This is a genomic window from Streptomyces sp. 5K101, assembly GCF_046506645.1.
Lineage (GTDB): Bacteria > Actinomycetota > Actinomycetes > Streptomycetales > Streptomycetaceae > Streptomyces.
The window spans coordinates 25041-46044 of the sequence record NZ_JBKFFO010000010.1 but is presented as its reverse complement, the minus strand read 5'-3'; the positions used below and the strand labels follow the sequence as shown (position 1 = coordinate 46044).

Genomic DNA, 21004 nt, shown 5'->3' with positions numbered 1-21004 from the left:
CCGCGTACCCCTCTGGGATGACACCGCAGGCCCTCAAGTCCCCCGCCCCGTAGGGGTCGAACAGGTCCCCCTGGCTCAGCCCGCACGGTGCACCGTCCTCCGGGGCCCAGCCCACGCCGTGCACCGTCCCCCTGGCTCAGCCCGCGCGGTGGACCGTCCTCCGGGGCCCAGCCCACGCCGTGCACCGTCCCCCTGGCTCAGCCCGCGCGGTGGACCACCGCGTCGCACAGCTCCTGCAGCGCCGCCTTCGCGAAGCAGTCGGGCAGCGGGGCGAGCATCGCCCGCGCCTCCTCCGCGTAGCGGACGGAGTCCAGCCGGGCCTGCTCCAGTGCCGGGTGCTCGCGCAGCCGGCGCAGCGCCTCGGCGTGCCGCTCGTCGTCGCCGAGGTCGCCGTCGAGCAGGGCGACGAGGTCCAGGTCCTCGGGGCGACCGTGCGCCTCGGCGGCGGCGCGCAGGTGCAGCACCGGCAGCGTCGGGATGCCCTCGCGCAGGTCGGTGCCCGGCGACTTGCCGGACTCGTGCGAGTCGGAGGCGATGTCGAGGACGTCGTCGGCGAGCTGGAAGGCGACGCCGAGCCGCTCCCCGTACTGCGTGAGGACGTCGATGATCCGCTCCTCGGCGCCGGACATCATCGCGCCGAAGCGGCAGGACACGGCGACCAGCGAACCGGTCTTGCCGGCCAGTACGTCGAGGTAGTGCTCCACTGGGTCGCGGCCGTCGCGCGGGCCCGCGGTCTCCAGGATCTGCCCGGTGACCAGCCGCTCGAACGCCTCCGCCTGGATGCGGACGGCATCCGGGCCGAGGTCGGCCAGGATGTGCGAGGCGCGGGCGAAAAGGAAGTCGCCGGTGAGGACGGCGACGGAGTTGCCCCAGCGGGTGTTCGCGCTGGGCACGCCGCGCCGCACGTCGGCCTCGTCCATCACGTCGTCGTGGTACAGCGTGGCGAGGTGCGTGAGCTCGACGACGACGGCCGAGGGCACGACGCCCGGCGCGTGCGGATCGCCGAACTGGGCGGCCAGCATCACGAGCAGCGGGCGGAAACGCTTCCCGCCGGCGTGGACGAGGTGCTGCGCGGCCTCCGTGATGAACGGGACCTCGCTCTTGGTGGCGTCGAGCAGGCCCGCCTCGACAGCCGACAATCCGGTCTGGACATCGGCCTCAAGAGCCTGGTCCCGCACGCTCAGCCCGAACGGCCCGACGACGGTCACGAGGGGGTCTCCTGTCTGCTGACGATCACACGGATTGTCGATGTGTCGCTGGATTCACTCAAGTCAGCGTATCCGGTCGCCTTTCGATCACCGTGAGCGCCTTCCCGCCGCCCCCGGTATGTTCGTGATCAGCCGTAATGATCTGGAACAGGGGATTTTGCCCCTACCCGTGAGGGTCCCCGCCGCCCCCCTCGGCGGGGTCGTGCCGCCGAGGTTCAGCCATGCGTATCCGCACCGAGTTTCCGTACGAGACGGCTCGCGAGGACCTGCGCGTCCGCCTGCCCGACGGCATCGCCCTGTACGCGCGCCTGTGGCGGCCGGTGACGGACGATCCCGTGCCCGCTCTCCTCGAGTACGCGCCGGACCGGCTCACCGACGCGACGGCGGTCCGCGACGGGGAGCGCCACCCCTGGTATGCGGGCCACGGCTACGCCTGCGTCCGCGTCGACGTGCGCGGCCACGGCAACAGCGAGGGCGTGCCCGGCGCGGAGGGCGGCGCGGCCGAGCTCGCGGACGGCGTCGCGGTGATCGAGTGGCTGGCGCGGCAGCCATGGAGCACCGGCCGGGTCGGCATGATCGGCATCGGCGCGGCAGGCCGGAGCGCGCTGCAGATCGCGGCGCTCGCACCGCCCGCGCTGCGGGCCGTGGTCGCGGTGGGCGCGAGCGACGACCCGTACGACACCGACGGGCCCTACCTCGGCGGATCGGTCACCGGCGAGTCGTTGCACTCCCGGGCGGCCGCCCAGCTCGCGCGCGCCGCCCGGCCGCCGGACCCGCTGCACGTGGGCGACGGGTGGCGCGCGCTGTGGCTGCGGCGGCTGGAGGCGATCGAGCCGGGCGCGCCCGGCTGGCTGGCGCACCCGCTGCGGGACGAGTTCTGGCGGAGCGCCGGGATCAGCGACGACACGGACGCGGTACGGGCGGCGGTCCTCGCGGTGAGCGGTCTGCACGACCCGGCCCGCGACACCGTCCTGCGGCTCGTGGAACGGCTGCCGCCGGACCGGGTGCGCGGGCTGGTCGGACCGTGGCCGCGTCAGTACCCGGACCGGGACCCCGAACGGGGGATCGGCTTCCTCCAGGAGACGTTGCGCTGGTGGGACCAGTGGCTGAAGGACCGGGACACGGGCGTGCTGTCCGAGCCGCTGCTGCGCTGCCGACCCGGGCCGTCCGGGCCCGGCCCGGGCTCCTGGACCGGTGTGGACGCCTGGCCGTCGCCGCATGTCACCGTCGTCCCCTTCGCGCTCGGCGACCCGGGCACCCCGGCAGCCCCTCGCGTCCCGGTTCTCGTGGACTCCCCGCAGCACACCGGGACGGACGCCGGCCGCACCTGCCCCGTGGGCCACGACGCCGACCTGCCGCCGGACCAGCGGGAGGAGGACGCCCGCTCGGTCTGCTTCGAGTTCCCCGTGGCCGCCGCGCCGCTCGTCGTCCTGGGACGGCCCCGGGTCACCCTGCGGCTGCGCCTGGACGCCCCGCACGGGCAGGCGATGGCCCGGCTCTGCGACGTCGCACCGGACGGCGCCGCCACGCTCGTCACGCGCGGCGCCCTCGACCTCGCCGCGCGGGCAGGCCGGGAACGGGCGCTCGCCTGGACGCCGGGCACGACGCAGGACGTGTCGTTCGACCTGTCCCTGGCCGCGCACACCTTCGCGCCGGGCCACCGCGTCCGGCTGGCGGTCTCCTCCGCGTACTGGCCGTGGCTGTGGCCGTGGCCGGACGCGGCGGGCTTCGCACTGGACCCGGCGGGCTCGCGGCTCGACCTGCCGGTCCTCGAACAGGCCGGGCCCGACGGCGCGTTCGCGGAGCCCGAACACGCCGAGCCGCCCGCCGTCGCGGTCCCGCAGACCCTCGACGGGGACCGCCCGCGTCTGGTGCTGACGCGCGACGTGGCGGACGGCCTGTGGACCCTGGACGCGACGCCCCACCGAGGCGGCACGCATGTCCACCCGGACGGCCTGGAGCACACGGAGGAGGCCCGCGAGACGTACGCGATCCGGCAGGACGATCCGCTCTCCGCCGAGGCCCGCACCGCCTGGTCGATCCGCTTCCACCGGCCGGAACTGGGCTGGGACGCCCGCGTCGAGACGCGTTCCGCCCTCACCTGCGACGCGGCCGGCTTCCTCGCCGCGGACGAGGTGGTGTGCCGCGACGGCGACGAGATCGTGTTCCACCGCACCTGGGAGAAGCGCCTGCCCCGCACGGCGCGCTGACGGGCGGACGGCCCGCGCCGGAGTGCTCCCGGTGTGATCCATTGGGCCCTGCCGCGGCGGCCGGGCGGGCACGTAACGTGTCACCCACACCCGTGGAAAGCGAGGCAGGCACCGATGTCCGAGCAGAGCCCGCTCGATCTGGCCGAGGGCGACCCCTTCGGCCCGCACAACCTTCCGTACGGCGTCTTCACCACGGCCGACGAGCCGGAGCGCCGCAGGCTCGGCGTCCGGATCGGCGGCCATGTGCTCGACGTCGGAGCCGCCGCCCTCGCGCTCGGCTCGCCGTACGCGGGGGTGCTGGCGCAGCCGAGCCTCAACCCGCTGCTCGCCGCCGGGCGCACGGCCTGGCGCGACGTGCGGCGCGCCCTGACCGCCTGGGTCACGGTGCCCGCGCATCGGCCCGACATAGAGCCGCTGCTGCGCCCCCTCGACGCGGTGACGATGCACCTGCCCTACGAGGTCGCGGACTACGTCGACTTCTACGCGAGCGAGCACCACGCCACCAACGTCGGAAGGATCTTCCGGCCCGACGGGGACGCCCTCACCCCCAACTGGAAGCATCTGCCGATCGGTTACCACGGCCGGTCGGGCACGGTCGTCGTGTCCGGTACGGACGTCGTCCGGCCGTCCGGGCAGCGCAAGGCGCCGACCGACCCGGCCCCCGTCTTCGGACCGTCCGTGAAGCTCGACATCGAGGCCGAGGTCGGCTTCCTCGTCGGCACCCCGTCCGAGCAGGGCAGGCCTGTCCCGCTCGCGGACTTCCGCGAGCACGTCTTCGGGCTCTTCCTGCTCAACGACTGGTCGGCGCGCGACCTCCAGGCCTGGGAGTACGTGCCGCTCGGCCCGTTCCTCGGCAAGTCGTTCGCCACCTCGGTGGCGGCCTGGGTCACCCCGCTGGAGGCCCTGGAGGCCGCCCGGACCGCCCCGCCCGCGCGGGACTTCCCGCTGCTGCCGTACCTCGACGACGCGGCCGAGGAGGAGCCCGGCGGCTTCGACCTGCGCATCTCGGTCGCGCTCAACGGCCAGGTGGTGTCGGAGCCGCCGTTCGCCACGATGTACTGGACGGCCGCGCAGCAGCTCGCGCACATGACGGTCAACGGTGCGTCGCTGCGCACGGGCGACCTGTTCGGCTCGGGCACGGTCAGCGGCCCCGAGGTGCACCAGCGCGGCTCCCTCCTCGAACTCACCTGGAACGGCCGCGACGCCCTCGAACTGTCCGACGGCAAGCGCACGTTCCTGGAGGACGGCGACGAGGTGACGCTCACCGCCTGGGCACCCGGCCCCGACGGCGTCCGCGTCGGCCTCGGCGAGGTCACGGGCCGCATCGTGCCCTCCGCCTGACCGGTCCGTACGGCTCCCGCCGCCGCTGCCCGGCGGCGGGACCCGGGACGGGGCCGAGGCCCTCCGGTCAGCGCTCCACGAGCCTGACCACGATCATGAACGAGCCGACTGCCAGCAGGAGCAGCGCGAACACCGCCTTCCACGGGCGGCGTCGGCGCGCCAGGTCCCGGCCGGCGCCGGCGATCGCGAAGACCGCACCGATCAGGCCCAGTACGCCCACGACCGCAGCGGTCCAGTAGACCCAGCCGTGCTCCCCGAACACGCGCAGCAGGAACAGGGCGGGACCCAGGAGCACAAGTGGCCACAGGTGGTCACTGCCGGATCCCTCCGCCGCTCGGTGCTGCCGGATCTCCTGATCGGTCATGTCTCCCCCGTGGTCGGCGGTCGTTCGTCCATGCCCCCGGTAGGACGGCGCGCGGCGCCGACGGGTTGCCCGGCGGCACGCGGACACAACAGAGGGCCCGGCCTCTCCTCACGGAGCGACCGGGTCCTCGGGCGTGCCGCGCTAACGGACGAACACGCTCGCCTGGCCGGCCAGGTCCAGGAAGTACTGCGGTGCGACACCCAGTACCAGCGTGACCGCCACGCCGACGCCGATCGTCGTGATCGTCAGCGGGGACGGCACGGCGACCGTCGGGCCCTCCGGCTTCGGCTCGCTGAAGAACATCAGCACGATGACCCGGATGTAGAAGAACGCCGCGATCGCCGACGAGATCACACCCACCACGACCAGCGCCACCGCGCCGCCCTCCGCCGCCGCCTTGAAGACCGCGAACTTGCCGGCGAACCCGGACGTCAGCGGGATGCCGGCGAAGGCGAGGAGGAACACCGCGAAGACCGCCGCCACGAGCGGCGAACGGCGCCCGAGACCCGCCCACTGGGACAGGTGCGTCGCCTCGCCGCCCGGGTCGCGGACCAGCGTGACCACCGCGAACGCGCCGATGGTCACGAAGGAGTACGCGAGCAGGTAGAAGAGGACGGACGAGATGCCGTCGGGCGTCGTGGCGATCACACCGGCGAGGATGAAGCCCGCGTGCGCGATCGACGAGTAGGCCAGAAGCCGCTTGATGTCGGTCTGGGTGATCGCGACGATCGCGCCGCCGAGCATCGTGACGATGGCGACCGCCCACATGACCGGACGCCAGTCCCAGGTCAGGCCCGGCAGCACCACGTACAGCAGCCGCAGGAGCGCGCCGAAGGCGGCGACCTTGGTGGCCGCGGCCATGAAGCCCGTGACCGGCGTCGGCGCGCCCTGGTAGACGTCGGGCGTCCACATGTGGAACGGCACCGCGCCGACCTTGAACAGCAGGCCCATGAGGATCATCGCGCCGCCGATCAGCAGCAGCGCGTCGTTGCCCATCGTGTCGGCGAGCGCCGGGTCGATGGTGCGGACGCTGCCGTCGACGACCTCGGCGATCCGCGCGTACGACACCGAGCCCGCGTAGCCGTAGAGGAGTGCGATGCCGAAGAGCAGAAACGCGGAGGAGAACGCGCCCAGCAGGAAGTACTTCACGGCCGCTTCCTGCGACATGAGCCGCTTGCGGCGGGCCAGCGCGCACAGGAGGTACAGCGGGAGCGAGAAGACCTCCAGCGCGATGAACAGCGTCAGCAGGTCGTTGGCGGCCGGGAACACCAGCATGCCGGTGATTGCGAACAGGACGATCGGGAACACCTCGGTGGTGGTGAACCCGGCCTTCACCGCGGCCTTCTCGTGGTCGCTGCCCGGGACCGCGGCGGCCTCGGCGGCGAACGAGTCGACGCGGTTGCCGTGCGCCGCCGGGTCGAGCCGACGCTCGGCGAACGTGAACACGGCGACCAGCGACGCCAGCAGGATCGTGCCCTGCAGGAACAGCGCCGGCCCGTCGACCGCGATCGCGCCCATGGCGGCGATCTGCGCCTTGGTGGTGCCGTACCCGCCGGCGGCGAGAGCGACGACCGCGGCGAAGGAGGCCGCGAGGGCGACGACGGTCAGGAACATCTGGGTGTGGTAGCGGGCCCTGCGCGGGACGAGGGCCTCCACGAGCACACCCAGCACGGCCGCGCCGACGACGATCAGCACGGGTGCCAGCTGGGCGTACTCGATGTGGGGCGCGGGGATCTTGCCGAGCGGCTCGACCTCCGCGGCCGTCGTCCACAGGCTGTGGACAGCTGTAGCGCTCACTTGGCCGCCTCCACATCGGGCCGGGGGTCCTGCTTCTGTACGTCGGACATCGTGTGCTGCACGGCCGGGTTGACGATGTCCGTCAGCGGCTTCGGGAACACGCCGAGGAAGAGCAGCAGCGCGATCAGCGGTGCGACCACCGCCAGTTCACGTGCCTTGAGGTCGGGCATCGCGCTGACCTCCGTCTTCACCGGGCCGGTCATCGTGCGCTGGTAGAGCACGAGGGTGTAGAGCGCGGCGAGGACGATGCCGGAGGTCGCGATGATCCCGGCCACCGGATACGCGGAGAACGTGCCGACCAGGACCAGGAACTCGCTGACGAACGGCGCGAGTCCGGGCAGCGACAGGGTGGCGAGGCCGCCGATCAGGAAGGTGCCCGCGAGCACCGGGGCGACCTTCTGCACCCCGCCGTAGTCGGCGATGAGCCGCGAGCCGCGCCGCGAGATCAGGAAGCCGGCCACCAGCATCAGCGCGGCGGTCGAGAGGCCGTGGTTGACCATGTACAGCGTCGCGCCCGACTGGCCCTGGCTGGTCATCGCGAAGATGCCCAGGATGATGAAGCCGAAGTGCGAGATCGACGCGTACGCGATCAGGCGCTTGATGTCCCGCTGGCCCACCGCGAGCAGCGCGCCGTAGACGATGCTGACCAGCGCCAGCGTGATGACGACCGGCGTCGCCCACGACGACGCCTCCGGGAAGAGCTGGAGGCAGAAGCGCAGCATCGCGAAGGTGCCGACCTTGTCGACGACCGCCGTGATCAGCACGGCGACCGGGGCGGTCGCCTCGCCCATCGCGTTCGGCAGCCAGGTGTGCAGCGGCCACAGCGGGGCCTTCACCGCGAAGGCGAAGAAGAAGCCGAGGAACAGCAGCCGCTCGGTGGTGGTCGCCATCTCCAGCCGGCCGCTCGCCCTGGCCTCGGCGATCTCGGAGAGCGAGAAGCTGCCCGCGACGACGTACAGACCGATGACGGCGGCCAGCATGATCAGTCCGCCGACCAGGTTGTACAGCAGGAACTTCACGGCCGCGTACGTCCGCTGGGCCGCCGCGTGCTCGTCCGTGCCCGCATGGGCGCGGTCGCCGAAGCCGCCGATGAGGAAGTACATCGGGATGAGCATGGCTTCGAACAGGATGTAGAAGAGGAAGACGTCGGTGGCCTCGAAGGAGAGGATCACCATCGCCTCGACCATCAGGATCAGCGCGAAGAAGCCCTGGGTGGGCCGCCAGCGCTTGCTCCCGGTCTCCTGAGGATCGGCATCGTGCCAACCCGCCACGATGACGAACGGGATCAGCAGCGCGGTCAGCGCCACCATCACCACGCCGATGCCGTCGACCCCCAGCTCGTACCGCACGCCGAAGTCCTTGATCCAGGCGTGGGATTCGGTGAGCTGGTACCGGTCGCCGTCGGGCTCGAACCGTACGAGCACGATCGCGGCCAGCACCAGCGTGGCGAGCGAGAAGAGCAGCGCCAGCCACTTGGCGACCGTCCGGCGCGCGGCGGGCACGGCCGCGGTGGCGATGGCACCGACCGCCGGGAGCACCGCCGTTGCCGTCAGCAGAGGAAAGCCTGCGTTCACTACTTCGGACATACCGATCAGACCGCCCTCATCAGCAGGGTCGCGGCGATGAGGATCGCCGTACCGCCGAACATCGAGACCGCGTAGCTGCGGGCGTAGCCGTTCTGCAGCTTGCGCAGCCGGCCGGAGAGCCCGCCGAACGTGGCCGCCGTGCCGTTGACCACTCCGTCGACCAGGGTGTGGTCGACGTAGACCAGCGAGCGCGTGAGGTGCTCGCCGCCGCGGACCAGGACCACATGGTTGATGTCGTCCTGGAGCAGGTCGCGGCGGGCGGCGCGGGTGAGCAGCGAGCCGCGCGGCGCCGTGACCGGCACCGGCCGCCGCCCGTACATCAGGTACGCGAGGCCCGCGCCGAGCAGCAGGACGACGATCGTCGAGGCCGTGATCGCCGGGACGGCGATGACGGGGTGCGGGTGCTCGAACTGCGTGACCGGCTCCAGCCAGTGGACGAAGGACTCGTTGAGGCTGAAGAGGCCGCCCGCGAAGACCGATCCGAAGGCGAGCAGGATCATCGGGATCGTCATCGACCTGGGCGACTCGTGCGGGTGCGGCATCTCCCCGGGGTGCACCTCGATGCCGGGCTCGACGCTGGGCGCCGTGTCCGGGTCGGGGGCGGGCTGCCAGCGCTTCTCGCCGAAGAAGGTCATGATCATCACGCGGGTCATGTAGAAGGCGGTGATGCCCGCGCCCAGCAGCGCCACGCCGCCGAAGATCCAGCCGCGGATGCCGTCGTCGTACGCGAAGGCAGCCTCGATGATCTTGTCCTTGGACCAGAAGCCGGACAGGCCCGGGAAACCGATGATCGCCAGGTAGCCGAGGCCGAAGGTGACGAAGGTGACCGGCATGTACTTGCGCAGGCCGCCGTACTTGCGCATGTCGACCTCGTCGTTCATGCCGTGCATGACCGAGCCCGCGCCGAGGAACAGCCCGGCCTTGAAGAATCCGTGCGTCACCAGGTGCATGATCGCGAACGCGTATCCGACGGGACCGAGACCGGCCGCCAGGATCATGTAGCCGATCTGCGACATGGTCGAGCCGGCCAGCGCCTTCTTGATGTCGTCCTTGGCGCAACCGACGATCGCACCGAAGAGGAGCGTGACCGCGCCGACGATGACGACGGCCAGCTGGGCGTCCGGCGCGGCGTTGAAGATCGCGCCGGAGCGGACGATCAGGTAGACGCCGGCGGTGACCATGGTGGCCGCGTGGATCAGGGCCGAGACCGGGGTCGGGCCCTCCATCGCGTCCCCGAGCCAGGACTGCAGCGGCACCTGGGCCGACTTGCCGCACGCGGCGAGCAGCAGCATCAGGCCGATGGCCGTCAGCATGCCCTCGGACGTCTCACCCGTCGACTCCAGCACCGGCCCGAAGGCGAAGGTGCCGAAGGTGGTGAACATCAGCATGATCGCGATCGACAGGCCCATGTCGCCGACGCGGTTGACCAGGAACGCCTTCTTGGCGGCGGTCGCCGCGGTGGGCTTGTGCTGCCAGAAGCCGATGAGCAGGTACGAGGCGAGGCCGACGCCCTCCCAGCCGACGTACAGCAGCAGGTAGTTGTCGGCGAGCACCAGCAGCAGCATGGCCGCGAGGAACAGGTTCAGATAGCCGAAGAAGCGGCGGCGCCGCTCGTCGTGCTCCATGTACCCGACGGAGTAGAGGTGGATCAGCGTGCCGACGCCCGTGATCAGCAGGACGAACGTCATCGACAGCTGGTCGAGCTGGAAGGCGATGTCCGCCTGGAAGCCCTCGACGGGAATCCAGCTGAACAGCCTGCTGTGCAGGGCGCGTTCCTCCGCGCCCTTGCCGAGCATGTCGGCGAACAGCACGGCGCCGATGACGAAGGACGCGGCGGCGAGCAGGGTGCCCAGCCAGTGGCCGGTGCGGTCGAGCCGGCGGCCGCCGCACAGCAGCACCGCCGCTCCGAGCAGGGGCGCCGCGACGAGCAGCGCAATCAGGTTCTCCACGATTCGTCGGTCCCCTTACAGCTTCATCAGGCTGGCGTCGTCGACCGAGGCCGAGTGGCGGGAACGGAACAGCGACACGATGATCGCGAGTCCGACCACGACCTCCGCGGCGGCGACGACCATCGTGAAGAACGCGATGATCTGGCCGTCGAGATTGCCGTGCATCCGGGAGAAGGCGACGAGTGCGAGGTTGCAGGCGTTGAGCATCAGCTCGATGCACATGAAGACCACGATCGCGTTCCGCCGGATCAGGACACCCGCCGCGCCGATGGTGAACAACAGGGAGGCGAGATAGAGATAGTTGACCGGATTCACCGCGTGGCCTCCTGTCCGTCACGGTCGTGCTCGTCCCGGCCGCGTCCGAGGCGCTCCTCGGACCGCTGCTCGATCGCCTTGAGATCGTTGAGCGCGTCGGCCGACACGTCGCGGATCTGGCCGCGCTCACGCAGCGTCTTGCTGACGGTGAGCTGGGAAGCGGTGCCGTCGGGCAGCAGACCGGGGATGTCCACCGCGTTGTGCCGGGCGTAGACGCCGGGAGCGGGCAGGGGCGGCAGCTGCCGGCCCTCCCGTACGCGCTGCTCGGACAGCTCCCGCTGGGTCCTGGCCCGCTCGGTGCGCTCGCGGTGCGTGAGCACCATCGCGCCGACCGCGGCCGTGATCAGCAGGGCACCGGTGATCTCGAAGGCGAAGACGTACTTGGTGAAGAGCAGGGCCGCGATGCCCTCGACATTGCCGCCGTGCGTGGAGTTGGCGACGCCCAGTCCGTTGAAGTTCTTCAGCGAGGCGTGGCCGATGCCGGCGATCAGCAGGATGCCGAAGCCGAGCCCGCAGGCGGCGGCCAGCCAGCGCTGGCCCTTCAGCGTCTCCTTCAGCGAGTCGGCGGCGGTGACGCCGACCAGCATGACGACGAAGAGGAACAGCATCATGATCGCGCCGGTGTAGACGATGATCTGCACGACGCCGAGGAAGTACGCCCCGTTGGCGAGGTAGAACACCGCCAGGACGATCATGGTCCCGGCGAGGCTGAGCGCGCTGTGCACGGCCCGCTTCATCAGGATCGTGCCGAGCGCCCCGAGCACGGCGACCGTGCCCAGCACCCAGAACTGGACGGCCTCGCCGGTCGACGCGGCGGCGGCGAGCGTGCTCATGCGCCGATCACCTTCTTCGACGCCGGCTCGTCCTCGCCGAAGGTGGACTCGGCCTCCTGCACCCGCTCGCCCTTGGAGTGGGCGACCTGCCGGACCGTGCCGGGAGCGGCCTCGGTGACCAGCCCCCGGTAGTAGTCCTGTTCGTCCATGCCGGGGTGGATGGCGTGCGGCGAATCGACCATGCCCTCCTCCAGACCGGCGAGCAGCTGCTCCTTGGTGTAGATGAGGTTCTCCCGGCTGCTGTCCGCCAGTTCGAACTCGTTCGTCATGGTCAGCGCGCGCGTCGGGCAGGCCTCGATGCACAGGCCGCAGAAAATGCACCGGGCGTAGTTGATCTGGTAGACGCGGCCGTACCGCTCGCCCGGGGAGTAGCGCTCCTCGTCGGTGTTGTCCGCTCCCTCCACATAGATGGCGTCGGCCGGACAGGCCCAGGCGCACAGCTCGCATCCGACGCACTTCTCCAGCCCGTCCGGATGGCGGTTGAGCTGGTGCCGGCCGTGGAAGCGCGGCGCCGTGACCTTCTGCTGCTCCGGATACTGCTCGGTCAGCCGCTTCTTGAACATGGCCTTGAAGGTCACGCCGAAGCCGGCGACCGGATTCTGGAACGAGCTCTCGGATCCCTCAGACACCGTCAGCCTCCTTTCCGTCCTGAGGACCATCACTGTCGGTTTGGGGGCCACCGCTGACGATCAGTTCCCCGTCGCGGCGCGGGCGCCTGCGCGGCACCGGCGGCAACTCCTGGCCGGGCAGCGGCGGTACGGGGAATCCGCCCGCCATCGGGTCGAAGGGGCCGGGTTCGGGCTTCGCGGCCTCGGCCTCCTTCTCCTTCTTGCCGCGGAAGACATCGGCGACGAAGGACAGGAGCAGCACGGCGATGACGGCACCGGCGACGTAGAGCACGATCTGCTGGAAGTCGTAGTTCTCGTTCCGCAGCGCCCGCACGGTCGCGACCAGCATCAGCCAGACGACGGAGACCGGGATCAGGACCTTCCAGCCGAGCTTCATCAGCTGGTCGTAGCGGACACGCGGCAGCGTGCCGCGCAGCCAGATGAAGAAGAACAGCAGCAGCTGGACCTTGACGACGAACCAGAGCATCGGCCACCAGCCGTGGTTCGCGCCCTCCCAGAAGGCGGAGATCGGGTACGGCGCCCGCCAGCCGCCCAGGAACAGGGTGACCGACACGGCCGAGACGGTGACCATGTTGACGTACTCGGCCAGCATGAACATCGCGAACTTGATGGAGCTGTACTCGGTGTTGAAGCCGCCGACGAGGTCGCCCTCGGATTCCGGCATGTCGAACGGCGCCCGGTTGGTCTCGCCGACCATCGTGACGACGTAGATGATGAAGGAGACCGGCAGGAGCAGGATGTACCAGCGGTCCGCCTGCGCCTCCACGATCGCCGACGTCGACATCGACCCGGAGTAGAGGAAGACGGAGGCGAACGCCGCGCCCATCGCGATCTCGTACGAGATCATCTGCGCGCACGAGCGCAGACCGCCGAGCAGCGGGTACGTCGAGCCGGACGACCAGCCCGCGAGCACGATGCCGTAGATGCCGACCGAGGCGACGGCGAGGATGTAGAGCATCGCGATCGGCAGGTCGGTCAGCTGCATCGTGGTGCGGTGGCCGAAGATCGAGATCTCGTTGCCGGCCGGGCCGAACGGGATCACGGCGATGGCCATGAAGGCCGGGATCGCGGCGACGATCGGGGCAAGGATGTAGACCACCTTGTCCGCGCGCTTGACGATCACGTCTTCCTTGAGCATCAGCTTGACGCCGTCGGCGAGCGACTGGAGCAGACCCCACGGACCGTGCCGGTTGGGGCCGATGCGCAGCTGCATCCAGGCGACGACCTTGCGCTCCCACACGATGGAGAAGAGCACCGTCACCATCAGGAAGGCGAAGCAGAACACGGCCTTGATGAGGACGAGCCACCAGGGGTCGCGCCCGAACATCGACAGGTCCTCCAGCGCCAGGACGCTGCGCTGTGCTTCGGCGACATGAGCCAGCGTGGTCATGCGTGCACCTCCGTCGTCGCCTCGTCGGCCCCCGTCACGGCGGCGATACGGACCAGTTCGCCCGGACGGGCGCCGGTGTCCGCACTCACGCCGCCGCCCACCGAGTTCATCGGCAGCCACACCACGCGGTCGGGCATCTCGCTCACCCGCAGCGGCAGCCGTACCGATCCGGCCGGGCCGGAGACCTGGAGCTCGTCACCGTCCTTGACGCCGGTCTCGGCCGCGGTCGCCGCCGACAGCCTGGCCACGGCGGCGTGCCGGGTCGCGGCCAGCGCCTCGTCGCCCTGCTGGAGCACGCCCTGGTCGAGCAGGAGCCGGTGACCGGCGAGGACCGCCTCGCCCGCGCCCGGCCGCGGCAGCGGCCGCGCGGACTCGGCGGGTTCGCCGGCACGGGGGCCGTCCCAGCGGCCGAGCCGGTCGATCTCGGCGCGGACGGACCTCAGGTCCGGCAGGCCGAAGGGGATGTCGAGCGCATCGGCGAGCATGTGCAGCACGCGGGCGTCGGTCGGCGGGACGGGGCGGGTCATCTGGTCGGGCTTGAGCGCGGCCTCGAACATCCGCACCCTGCCCTCCCAGTTGAGGAAGGTGCCGGGCTTCTCGGCGACGGCCGCGACCGGGAAGACGACGTCCGCCCGCTCGGTGACCTCGCCGGGCCGCAGCTCCAGCGACACCAGGAAGCCGACCGCGTCGAGCGCCTCACGCGCGCGTGCCACGTCGGGCAGGTCGGCGACCTCGACACCCGCGACGACGAGCGCGCCCAGTTCGCCGGTGGCCGCGGCCTCGACGATCTGGCCGGTGTCCCGGCCGTAACGGTGCGGGAGTTCGCGTACGCGCCAGACCTCGGCGGTCTCCTCACGGGCCCGCGGATCGGTGGCCGGACGGCCGCCCGGCAGCAGCGACGGGAGCGCGCCCGCCTCGACCGCGCCGCGGTCACCGGCCCGACGCGGGATCCACACCAGGCGGGCACCGGTCGCGGCCGCCGCGCGCAGGGCGGCGGTGAGACCGCCGGGCACGGCCGCGAGCCGCTCGCCCACCACGATCACCGCGCCTTCGGCGCGCAGCGCCTCGCCCGCCCGCGCGCCGTCCCCTTCGAGGCCGGTGCCGGAGGCGAGGGCCTCCAGCCACTCGGTCTCGGTGCCGGGCGCGGCCGGCAGCAGCGTGCCGCCCGCCTTGGCCAGGCCGCGGGTGGCGTGCGTGGCCAGGGAAAACGTGCGCTGGCCGTGCTTGCGGTGGGCCTTGCGCAGGCGCAGGAAGACGCCGGGCGCCTCCTCCTCCGACTCGAACCCGGCGAGCAGGACCGCCGGCGCCTTCTCCAGCGAGGTGTAGGTGACTCCCGTGCCGGACAGGTCCCGGCCCCGTCCGGCGACCGCCGCCGCCAGGAAGTCGGCCTCCTCGGCGGAGTGGACCCGCGCGCGGAAGTCGATGTCGTTGGTGCCCAGGGCGACCCGCGCGAACTTGGCGTAGGCGTAGGCGTCCTCGACGGTCAGCCGGCCGCCGGTGAGCACCCCGGCCCGGCCGCACGCGGCACGCAGTCCCTCCGCCGCCGCCTCCAGCGCCTCCGGCCAGCTGGCGGGCTCCAGCTCACCGGTGTCCTTGCTGCGCACCAGCGGGGTGGTGAGGCGGTCGCGCTGCTGGGCGTAGCGGAAGCCGAACCGCCCCTTGTCGCACAGCCACTCCTCGTTGACCTCCGGGTCCTCGGCGGCCAGGCGGCGCATGACCTTGCCGCGCCGGTGGTCGGTGCGGGTGGCGCAGCCGCCCGCGCAGTGCTCGCACACGCTCGGCGAGGAGACCAGGTCGAAGGGGCGGGAGCGGAAGCGGTACGCGGCCGAGGTGAGCGCGCCGACCGGGCAGATCTGGATGGTGTTGCCGGAGAAGTACGACTCGAACGGGTCGCCCTCGCCGATGCCGACCTGTTCGAGCGCGCCCCGCTCCAGCAGCTCGATCATCGGGTCGCCCGCGACCTGGTTGGAGAAGCGGGTGCAGCGCGCGCACAGCACGCAGCGCTCGCGGTCGAGGAGCACCTGCGGGGAGAGCGGGATGGGCTTCTCGTAGGTGCGCTTCCTGCCGTCGAAGCGGGACTCCGCCTGCCCGTGCGAGACCGCCTGGTTCTGCAGCGGGCATTCGCCGCCCTTGTCGCAGACCGGGCAGTCCAGCGGGTGGTTGATCAGCAGCAGCTCCATCACGCCCTTCTGCGCCTTCTCGGCGACGGGCGAGGTGAGCTGCGTCCTGACGACCATGCCGTCGGTGCAGGTGATGGTGCAGGAGGCCATCGGCTTGCGCTGGCCCTCGACCTCGACGATGCACTGGCGGCAGGCGCCGACGGGGTCGAGGAGGGGGTGGTCGCAGAAGCGGGGGATCTCGATGCCGAGCAGTTCGGCGGCGCGGATCACCAGCGTCCCCTTGGGGACGGAGAGCTCGACGCCGTCGATGGTCACCGAGACGAGGTCCTCCGGCGGCCGGGCCGCCGCTCCGCCGGCGGAGGCGGAGGACGTGGTGACGGTCATGCGTCCACCTCCGGGTGAGACGAGTCGAAGCCGCGGCCGGTGCCGGGCGCGTGCGCCGGACTCATGCGGACACCTCCGTGATGTGTCGGTCGGCCCAGGCCGTGGACTTGGCCGGGTCGAAGGGGCAGCCCCGGCCCGTGATGTGCTGCTCGTACTCGTCGCGGAAGTACTTGAGCGAGGAGAAGATCGGCGAGGCGGCGCCGTCGCCGAGCGCGCAGAACGACTTGCCGTTGATGTTGTCGGCGATGTCGTTCAGCTTGTCGAGGTCGCTCATGACGCCCTTGCCCGCCTCGATGTCGCGGAGCAACTGGACGAGCCAGTAGGTGCCTTCGCGGCACGGCGTGCACTTGCCGCACGACTCGTGGGCGTAGAACTCGGTCCACCGCGTCACGGCCCGCACCACGCAGGTGGTCTCGTCGAAGCACTGGAGCGCCTTGGTGCCCAGCATCGACCCGGCCGCGCCCACGCCCTCGTAGTCCAGCGGAACGTCGAGGTGCTCGTCGGTGAACATCGGGGTCGAGGAGCCGCCCGGCGTCCAGAACTTGAGCCGGTGGCCCGGCCGCATGCCGCCGCTCATGTCGAGCAGCTGGCGCAGCGTGATGCCGAGCGGGGCCTCGTACTGGCCGGGGCTCGCGACATGGCCGCTGAGCGAGTACAGCGTGAAGCCCGGGGACTTCTCGCTGCCCATCGACGTGAACCACTCCTTGCCCCTGTTGAGGATCGCGGGAACGGACGCGATGGACTCGACGTTGTTCACCACGGTGGGGCACGCGTACAGACCGGCGACCGCGGGGAAGGGGGGCCTGAGCCGGGGCTGGCCGCGGCGGCCCTCCAGGGAGTCCAGCAGCGCGGTCTCCTCACCGCAGATGTACGCGCCGGCGCCCGCGTGCACGGTGACCTCGAGGTCGTGCCCGCTGCCCAGGATGTCCTTGCCGAGGAAGCCCGCTTCGTACGCCTCGCGGACGGCCTCGTGCAGCCTGCGCAGCACGGGGACGACTTCGCCGCGCAGGTAGATGAAGGCGTGGTTGGACCGGATCGCGTAGCAGGTGATCACGATGCCCTCGATCAGGGAGTGCGGGTTGGCGAAGAGGAGCGGGATGTCCTTGCAGGTGCCCGGCTCCGACTCGTCGGCGTTGACCACGAGGTAGTGGGGCTTGCCGTCGCCCTGCGGGATGAACTGCCACTTCATTCCGGTGGGGAAGCCCGCGCCGCCGCGGCCGCGCAGGCCCGAGTCCTTGACGTAGGCGATGAGGTCGTCGGGGGTCATCGCGAGCGCCTTGCGCAGGCCCTCGTAGCCCTCGTGCCTGCGGTAGGTCTCCAGGGTCCAGGACTCCGGCTCGTCCCAGAAGGCGGAGAGCACCGGGACCAGCAGCTTCTCCGGGCTCGCCTCGCCGCCGGTCTCGGGCCGGGAGCTGCCCCCGTATTCGGTGGACACGGTCATCACTCCCCCTCCTTGCTGACAGGTCCGGCCGGGTGCTCCGGGTCGGACGCCGATGTCTGCTGCGGCGCGTCGTGAGAACTCAGGTGCTCGGCGCCGGGCTGCGGCCGCTCCTTGGGCGCCTCGCCGCGCGGGTGGACCACACGTGCCGGGGCGGCCTCGCCCCTCGCCAGGCGGAGCCCGATCAGCGACGCGGGTCCGGCGCCGCCGCTCGCCTCGACGGCGCCGGGACGCTCGTCGGGGAAGCCGGCCAGGATGCGGGCGGTCTCCTTGTACGTGCACAGGGGCGCGCCGCGCGTGGGCGTGACCTGCCGGCCCGCCCGCAGGTCGTCGACGAGCTGCTTGGCGGACTGGGGCGTCTGGTTGTCGAAGAACTCCCAGTTGACCATCACGACGGGTGCGAAGTCGCAGGCGGCGTTGCACTCGATGTGCTCGAGCGTGACCTTGCCGTCCTCGGTCGTCTCGTTGTTGCCGACGCCGAGGTGCTCCTTGAGCTCCTCGAAGATCGCGTCGCCGCCCATCACCGCGCACAGGGTGTTGGTGCAGACGCCCACCTGGTAGTCGCCCGACGGCTTGCGCCGGTACATGGTGTAGAAGGTGGCGACCGCGGTGACCTCCGCGGTGGTGAGACCGAGCATGTCGGCGCAGAACTTCATGCCCGTACGGGTCACATGGCCCTCTTCCGACTGCACGAGGTGCAGCAGCGGCAGCAGGGCGGACCTGCTGTCCGGGTAGCGGGCGATGATCTCCTTCCCGTCCGCCTCCAGCCTGGCGCGCACATCGGCCGGGTAGTCGGGCGCGGGCAGTTGCGGCATACCCAGCGATACGTCCGTCATCGGTCGACGCCTCCCATCACGGGGTCGATGGACGCGACGGCGACGATGACGTCGGCGAACATGCCGCCCTCGCACATCGCAGCCATGGCCTGCAGGTTGGTGAACGACGGGTCGCGGAAGTGGACCCGGAAGGGACGGGTGCCTCCGTCGGAGACGACGTGCACGCCCAGTTCGCCCTTGGGCGACTCGACGGCCGCGTACGCCTGTCCGGCCGGGACGCGGAAGCCCTCGGTCACCAGCTTGAAGTGGTGGATCAGGGCCTCCATGGAGGTGCCCATGATCTTCTCGATGTGCTGGAGGGAGTTGCCGAGTCCGTCGGGGCCCAGGGCGAGCTGCGAGGGCCAGGCGATCTTCTTGTCGGCGACCATGACCGCCCCGGGCTCCAGGCGGTCCAGGCACTGCTCGACGATCCGCAGCGACTGGCGCATCTCCTCGAGGCGGATGAGGAAGCGGCCGTAGGCGTCACAGGTGTCTGCGGTCGGGACGTCGAAGTCGTACGTCTCGTAGCCGCAGTACGGGTCGGTCTTGCGCAGGTCGTGGGGCAGGCCCGCGGAGCGCAGGATCGGTCCGGTGGCGCCGAGCGCCATGCAGCCCGTGAGGTCCAGGTACCCGATGTCCTGCATACGGGCCTTGAAGATCGGGTTGCCGGTGGCGAGCTTGTCGTACTCCGGCAGGTTCTTCTTCATCTTCTTCACGAACGTGGCGATCTGGTCCACCGCACCGGGCGGCAGGTCCTGGGCGAGCCCGCCGGGCCTGATGTACGCGTGGTTCATGCGCAGGCCGGTGATCAGCTCGAAGATGTCGAGGATCAGTTCACGGTCGCGGAAGCCGTAGATCATGATCGTCGTGGCGCCGAGCTCCATGCCGCCGGTGGCGATGGCCACGAGGTGGGAGGAGAGCCGGTTGAGCTCCATCAGCAGCACGCGGATGACCGTCGCCCGGTCGGGGATCTGGTCCTCGATGCCGAGCAGCCGCTCCACGCCCAGGCAGTACGCCGTCTCGTTGAAGAACGGCGTCAGGTAATCCATGCGCGTGACGAACGTGGTGCCCTGCGTCCACGTCCGGTACTCGAGGTTCTTCTCGATACCGGTGTGCAGGTAGCCGATGCCGCAGCGGGCCTCGGTGACGGTCTCGCCGTCGATCTCCAGGATCAGGCGGAGCACGCCGTGCGTGGAGGGGTGCTGGGGCCCCATGTTGACGACGATGCGCTGGTCGTCGGCCTTGGCGGCGGACTGGACGACCTCGTCCCAGTCGCCGCCGGTGACCGTGTAGACGGTCCCCTCGGTGGTCTCGCGGGGTGCTGCTGGCTGCGTGCTCACGAGTACGACCTCCGCTGGTCCGGAGCCGGGATCTGGGCGCCCTTGTACTCGACGGGGATGCCGCCGAGCGGATAGTCCTTGCGCTGCGGGAAGCCCTGCCAGTCGTCCGGCATCATGATCCGGGTGAGGGCGGGGTGGCCGTCGAAGACGAGCCCGAAGAAGTCGTACGTCTCGCGCTCGTGCCAGTCGTTGGTCGGATAGACCGACACCAGCGACGGGATGTGCGGGTCACTGTCCGGCGCCGAGACCTCCAGCCGGATCAGCCGGCCGTGGGTGAGCGACCGCAGGTGGTAGACGGCGTGCAGTTCGCGGCCCTTGTCGTGGAGGTAGTGCACGCCGCTCACGCCGGTGCACAGCTCGAAGCGCAGCGCGGGGTCGTCGCGCAGGGTCCGCGCCACCTGGAGCAGGTGCTCGCGCGCGATGTGGAAGGTGAGCTCGCCGCGGTCGACGACCGTCTTCTCGATGGCGTTCTCCGGGAGGAGGCCCTGCTCCTCCAGGGCGCCTTCGAGCTCGTCGGCGACCTCGTCGAAGTACCCACCGTAGGGACGGGCGGCCGGTCCCGGGAGCCGTACGGAGCGTACGAGCCCTCCGTAACCGGACGTATCCCCTCCGTCGTTGGCGCCGAACATGCCGCGCTGGACGCGGATCTCCTCGCCGTGCTCACCGCGCTGCCCGGGAAGGTTCTGCCCGGAGAGCTCCTTCTCCGGATTCGGCTGGTCGGTCACCGCAGCAGCCCCTTCATCTCGATCGTCGGGAGCGCCTTCAGGGCTGCTTCCTCCGCCTCGCGGGCCGCTTCCTCCGCGTTCACGCCGAGCTTGGAGGTCTGGATCTTCTGGTGGAGCTTGAGGATCGCGTCCATCAGCATCTCGGGGCGCGGCGGGCAGCCGGGCAAATAGATGTCGACGGGGACAATGTGATCAACACCCTGCACAATCGCGTAATTGTTGAACATTCCGCCCGACGATGCGCAAACACCCATGGAGATCACCCACTTGGGGCTGGGCATCTGGTCGTAGACCTGGCGCAGGACGGGCGCCATCTTCTGGCTCACCCGCCCGGCCACGATCATCAGGTCGGCCTGGCGCGGCGAGCCGCGGAAGACCTCCATGCCGAACCGGGCCAGGTCGTACCGCCCGGCGCCCGTCGTCATCATCTCGATGGCGCAGCACGCCAGGCCGAAGGTCGCCGGGAAGACGGACGCCTTGCGCACCCAGCCCGCGGCCTGTTCGACGGTGGTCAGCAGGAAGCCGCTCGGCAGCTTCTCTTCGAGTCCCATAGGAGTGCC

17 protein-coding genes are annotated in these 21004 nt (G+C 70.9%); 2 read left to right on the top strand and 15 right to left on the bottom strand.

Going from position 1 to position 21004, the window contains the following annotated elements; translation table 11 throughout:
* Positions 1-197 precede the first annotated feature (197 nt).
* Positions 198-1208: a polyprenyl synthetase family protein gene (locus tag ACLB9X_RS20060; RefSeq protein WP_410361761.1), complete on the bottom strand. Its 1011-nt coding sequence runs from the start codon at positions 1206-1208 to the stop codon at positions 198-200.
* Between the two features lie 221 nt (positions 1209-1429).
* Here ACLB9X_RS20060 and ACLB9X_RS20055 point away from each other — a divergent pair, with 221 nt between their 5' ends.
* Both ACLB9X_RS20055 and fahA read left to right on the top strand, forming a co-directional pair.
* Positions 1430-3418, top strand: a complete 1989-nt coding sequence (locus ACLB9X_RS20055) for a CocE/NonD family hydrolase (RefSeq protein WP_410361760.1) — start codon at positions 1430-1432, stop codon at positions 3416-3418.
* Positions 3419-3532: 114 nt separating this feature from the next.
* Positions 3533-4759 (top strand): fumarylacetoacetase, encoded by a 1227-nt coding sequence (fahA, locus tag ACLB9X_RS20050; RefSeq protein WP_410361759.1) that lies wholly within the window; start codon positions 3533-3535, stop codon positions 4757-4759.
* 67 nt (positions 4760-4826) lie between these two features.
* Here fahA and ACLB9X_RS20045 read toward each other — a convergent pair whose 3' ends face one another.
* The 14 genes from ACLB9X_RS20045 to ACLB9X_RS19980 all read right to left on the bottom strand — a co-directional run bounded on the left by ACLB9X_RS20045 (position 4827) and on the right by ACLB9X_RS19980 (position 20995).
* Positions 4827-5123, bottom strand: a complete 297-nt coding sequence (locus ACLB9X_RS20045; RefSeq protein WP_410361758.1) for a hypothetical protein — start codon at positions 5121-5123, stop codon at positions 4827-4829.
* Positions 5124-5264: 141 nt separating this feature from the next.
* Positions 5265-6920, bottom strand: coding sequence for an NADH-quinone oxidoreductase subunit NuoN (nuoN, locus tag ACLB9X_RS20040; protein WP_410361757.1), 1656 nt, complete (start codon positions 6918-6920; stop codon positions 5265-5267).
* A complete protein-coding gene (locus ACLB9X_RS20035) occupies positions 6917-8506 on the bottom strand; it encodes an NADH-quinone oxidoreductase subunit M (RefSeq protein WP_410361756.1) in 1590 nt (529 codons plus the stop codon). Before ACLB9X_RS20035 ends, nuoN begins: the two co-directional genes overlap by 4 nt.
* Positions 8507-8511: 5 nt before the next feature.
* Positions 8512-10455 (bottom strand): NADH-quinone oxidoreductase subunit L, encoded by a 1944-nt coding sequence (nuoL, locus tag ACLB9X_RS20030; RefSeq protein WP_410361755.1) that lies wholly within the window; start codon positions 10453-10455, stop codon positions 8512-8514.
* A 15-nt stretch (positions 10456-10470) separates the two neighbouring features.
* Positions 10471-10770 carry an NADH-quinone oxidoreductase subunit NuoK gene (nuoK, locus tag ACLB9X_RS20025; protein WP_365977471.1) on the bottom strand — a complete coding sequence of 100 codons (300 nt, stop codon included), beginning with the start codon at positions 10768-10770 and terminating at the stop codon, positions 10471-10473.
* Positions 10767-11603: an NADH-quinone oxidoreductase subunit J gene (locus tag ACLB9X_RS20020; protein WP_410361754.1), complete on the bottom strand. Its 837-nt coding sequence runs from the start codon at positions 11601-11603 to the stop codon at positions 10767-10769. Before ACLB9X_RS20020 ends, nuoK begins: the two co-directional genes overlap by 4 nt.
* Positions 11600-12262, bottom strand: a complete 663-nt coding sequence (gene nuoI, locus ACLB9X_RS20015; protein ID WP_410361753.1) for an NADH-quinone oxidoreductase subunit NuoI — start codon at positions 12260-12262, stop codon at positions 11600-11602. Before nuoI ends, ACLB9X_RS20020 begins: the two co-directional genes overlap by 4 nt.
* Positions 12225-13622, bottom strand: coding sequence for an NADH-quinone oxidoreductase subunit NuoH (gene nuoH / locus ACLB9X_RS20010; protein WP_410361752.1), 1398 nt, complete (start codon positions 13620-13622; stop codon positions 12225-12227). Before nuoH ends, nuoI begins: the two co-directional genes overlap by 38 nt.
* The gene (locus ACLB9X_RS20005) at positions 13619-16126 is read right to left on the bottom strand and encodes an NADH-quinone oxidoreductase subunit G (RefSeq protein ID WP_410361751.1); all 2508 of its coding nucleotides are present in this window, start codon (positions 16124-16126) and stop codon (positions 13619-13621) included. Before ACLB9X_RS20005 ends, nuoH begins: the two co-directional genes overlap by 4 nt.
* A gap of 61 nt (positions 16127-16187) precedes the next feature.
* Positions 16188-17567 carry an NADH-quinone oxidoreductase subunit NuoF gene (gene nuoF, locus ACLB9X_RS20000; RefSeq protein WP_410361750.1) on the bottom strand — a complete coding sequence of 460 codons (1380 nt, stop codon included), beginning with the start codon at positions 17565-17567 and terminating at the stop codon, positions 16188-16190.
* The gene (nuoE, locus tag ACLB9X_RS19995) at positions 17567-18400 is read right to left on the bottom strand and encodes an NADH-quinone oxidoreductase subunit NuoE (protein ID WP_410361749.1); all 834 of its coding nucleotides are present in this window, start codon (positions 18398-18400) and stop codon (positions 17567-17569) included. Before nuoE ends, nuoF begins: the two co-directional genes overlap by 1 nt.
* Positions 18397-19719 (bottom strand): NADH-quinone oxidoreductase subunit D, encoded by a 1323-nt coding sequence (locus ACLB9X_RS19990; protein WP_410361748.1) that lies wholly within the window; start codon positions 19717-19719, stop codon positions 18397-18399. The genes nuoE and ACLB9X_RS19990 overlap by 4 nt, the downstream gene beginning before the upstream one ends.
* A complete protein-coding gene (locus ACLB9X_RS19985; RefSeq protein ID WP_410361747.1) occupies positions 19716-20444 on the bottom strand; it encodes an NADH-quinone oxidoreductase subunit C in 729 nt (242 codons plus the stop codon). The genes ACLB9X_RS19990 and ACLB9X_RS19985 overlap by 4 nt, the downstream gene beginning before the upstream one ends.
* Positions 20441-20995 (bottom strand): NuoB/complex I 20 kDa subunit family protein, encoded by a 555-nt coding sequence (locus ACLB9X_RS19980; RefSeq protein ID WP_393877392.1) that lies wholly within the window; start codon positions 20993-20995, stop codon positions 20441-20443. Before ACLB9X_RS19980 ends, ACLB9X_RS19985 begins: the two co-directional genes overlap by 4 nt.
* Between the last annotated feature and the right edge of the window lie 9 nt (positions 20996-21004).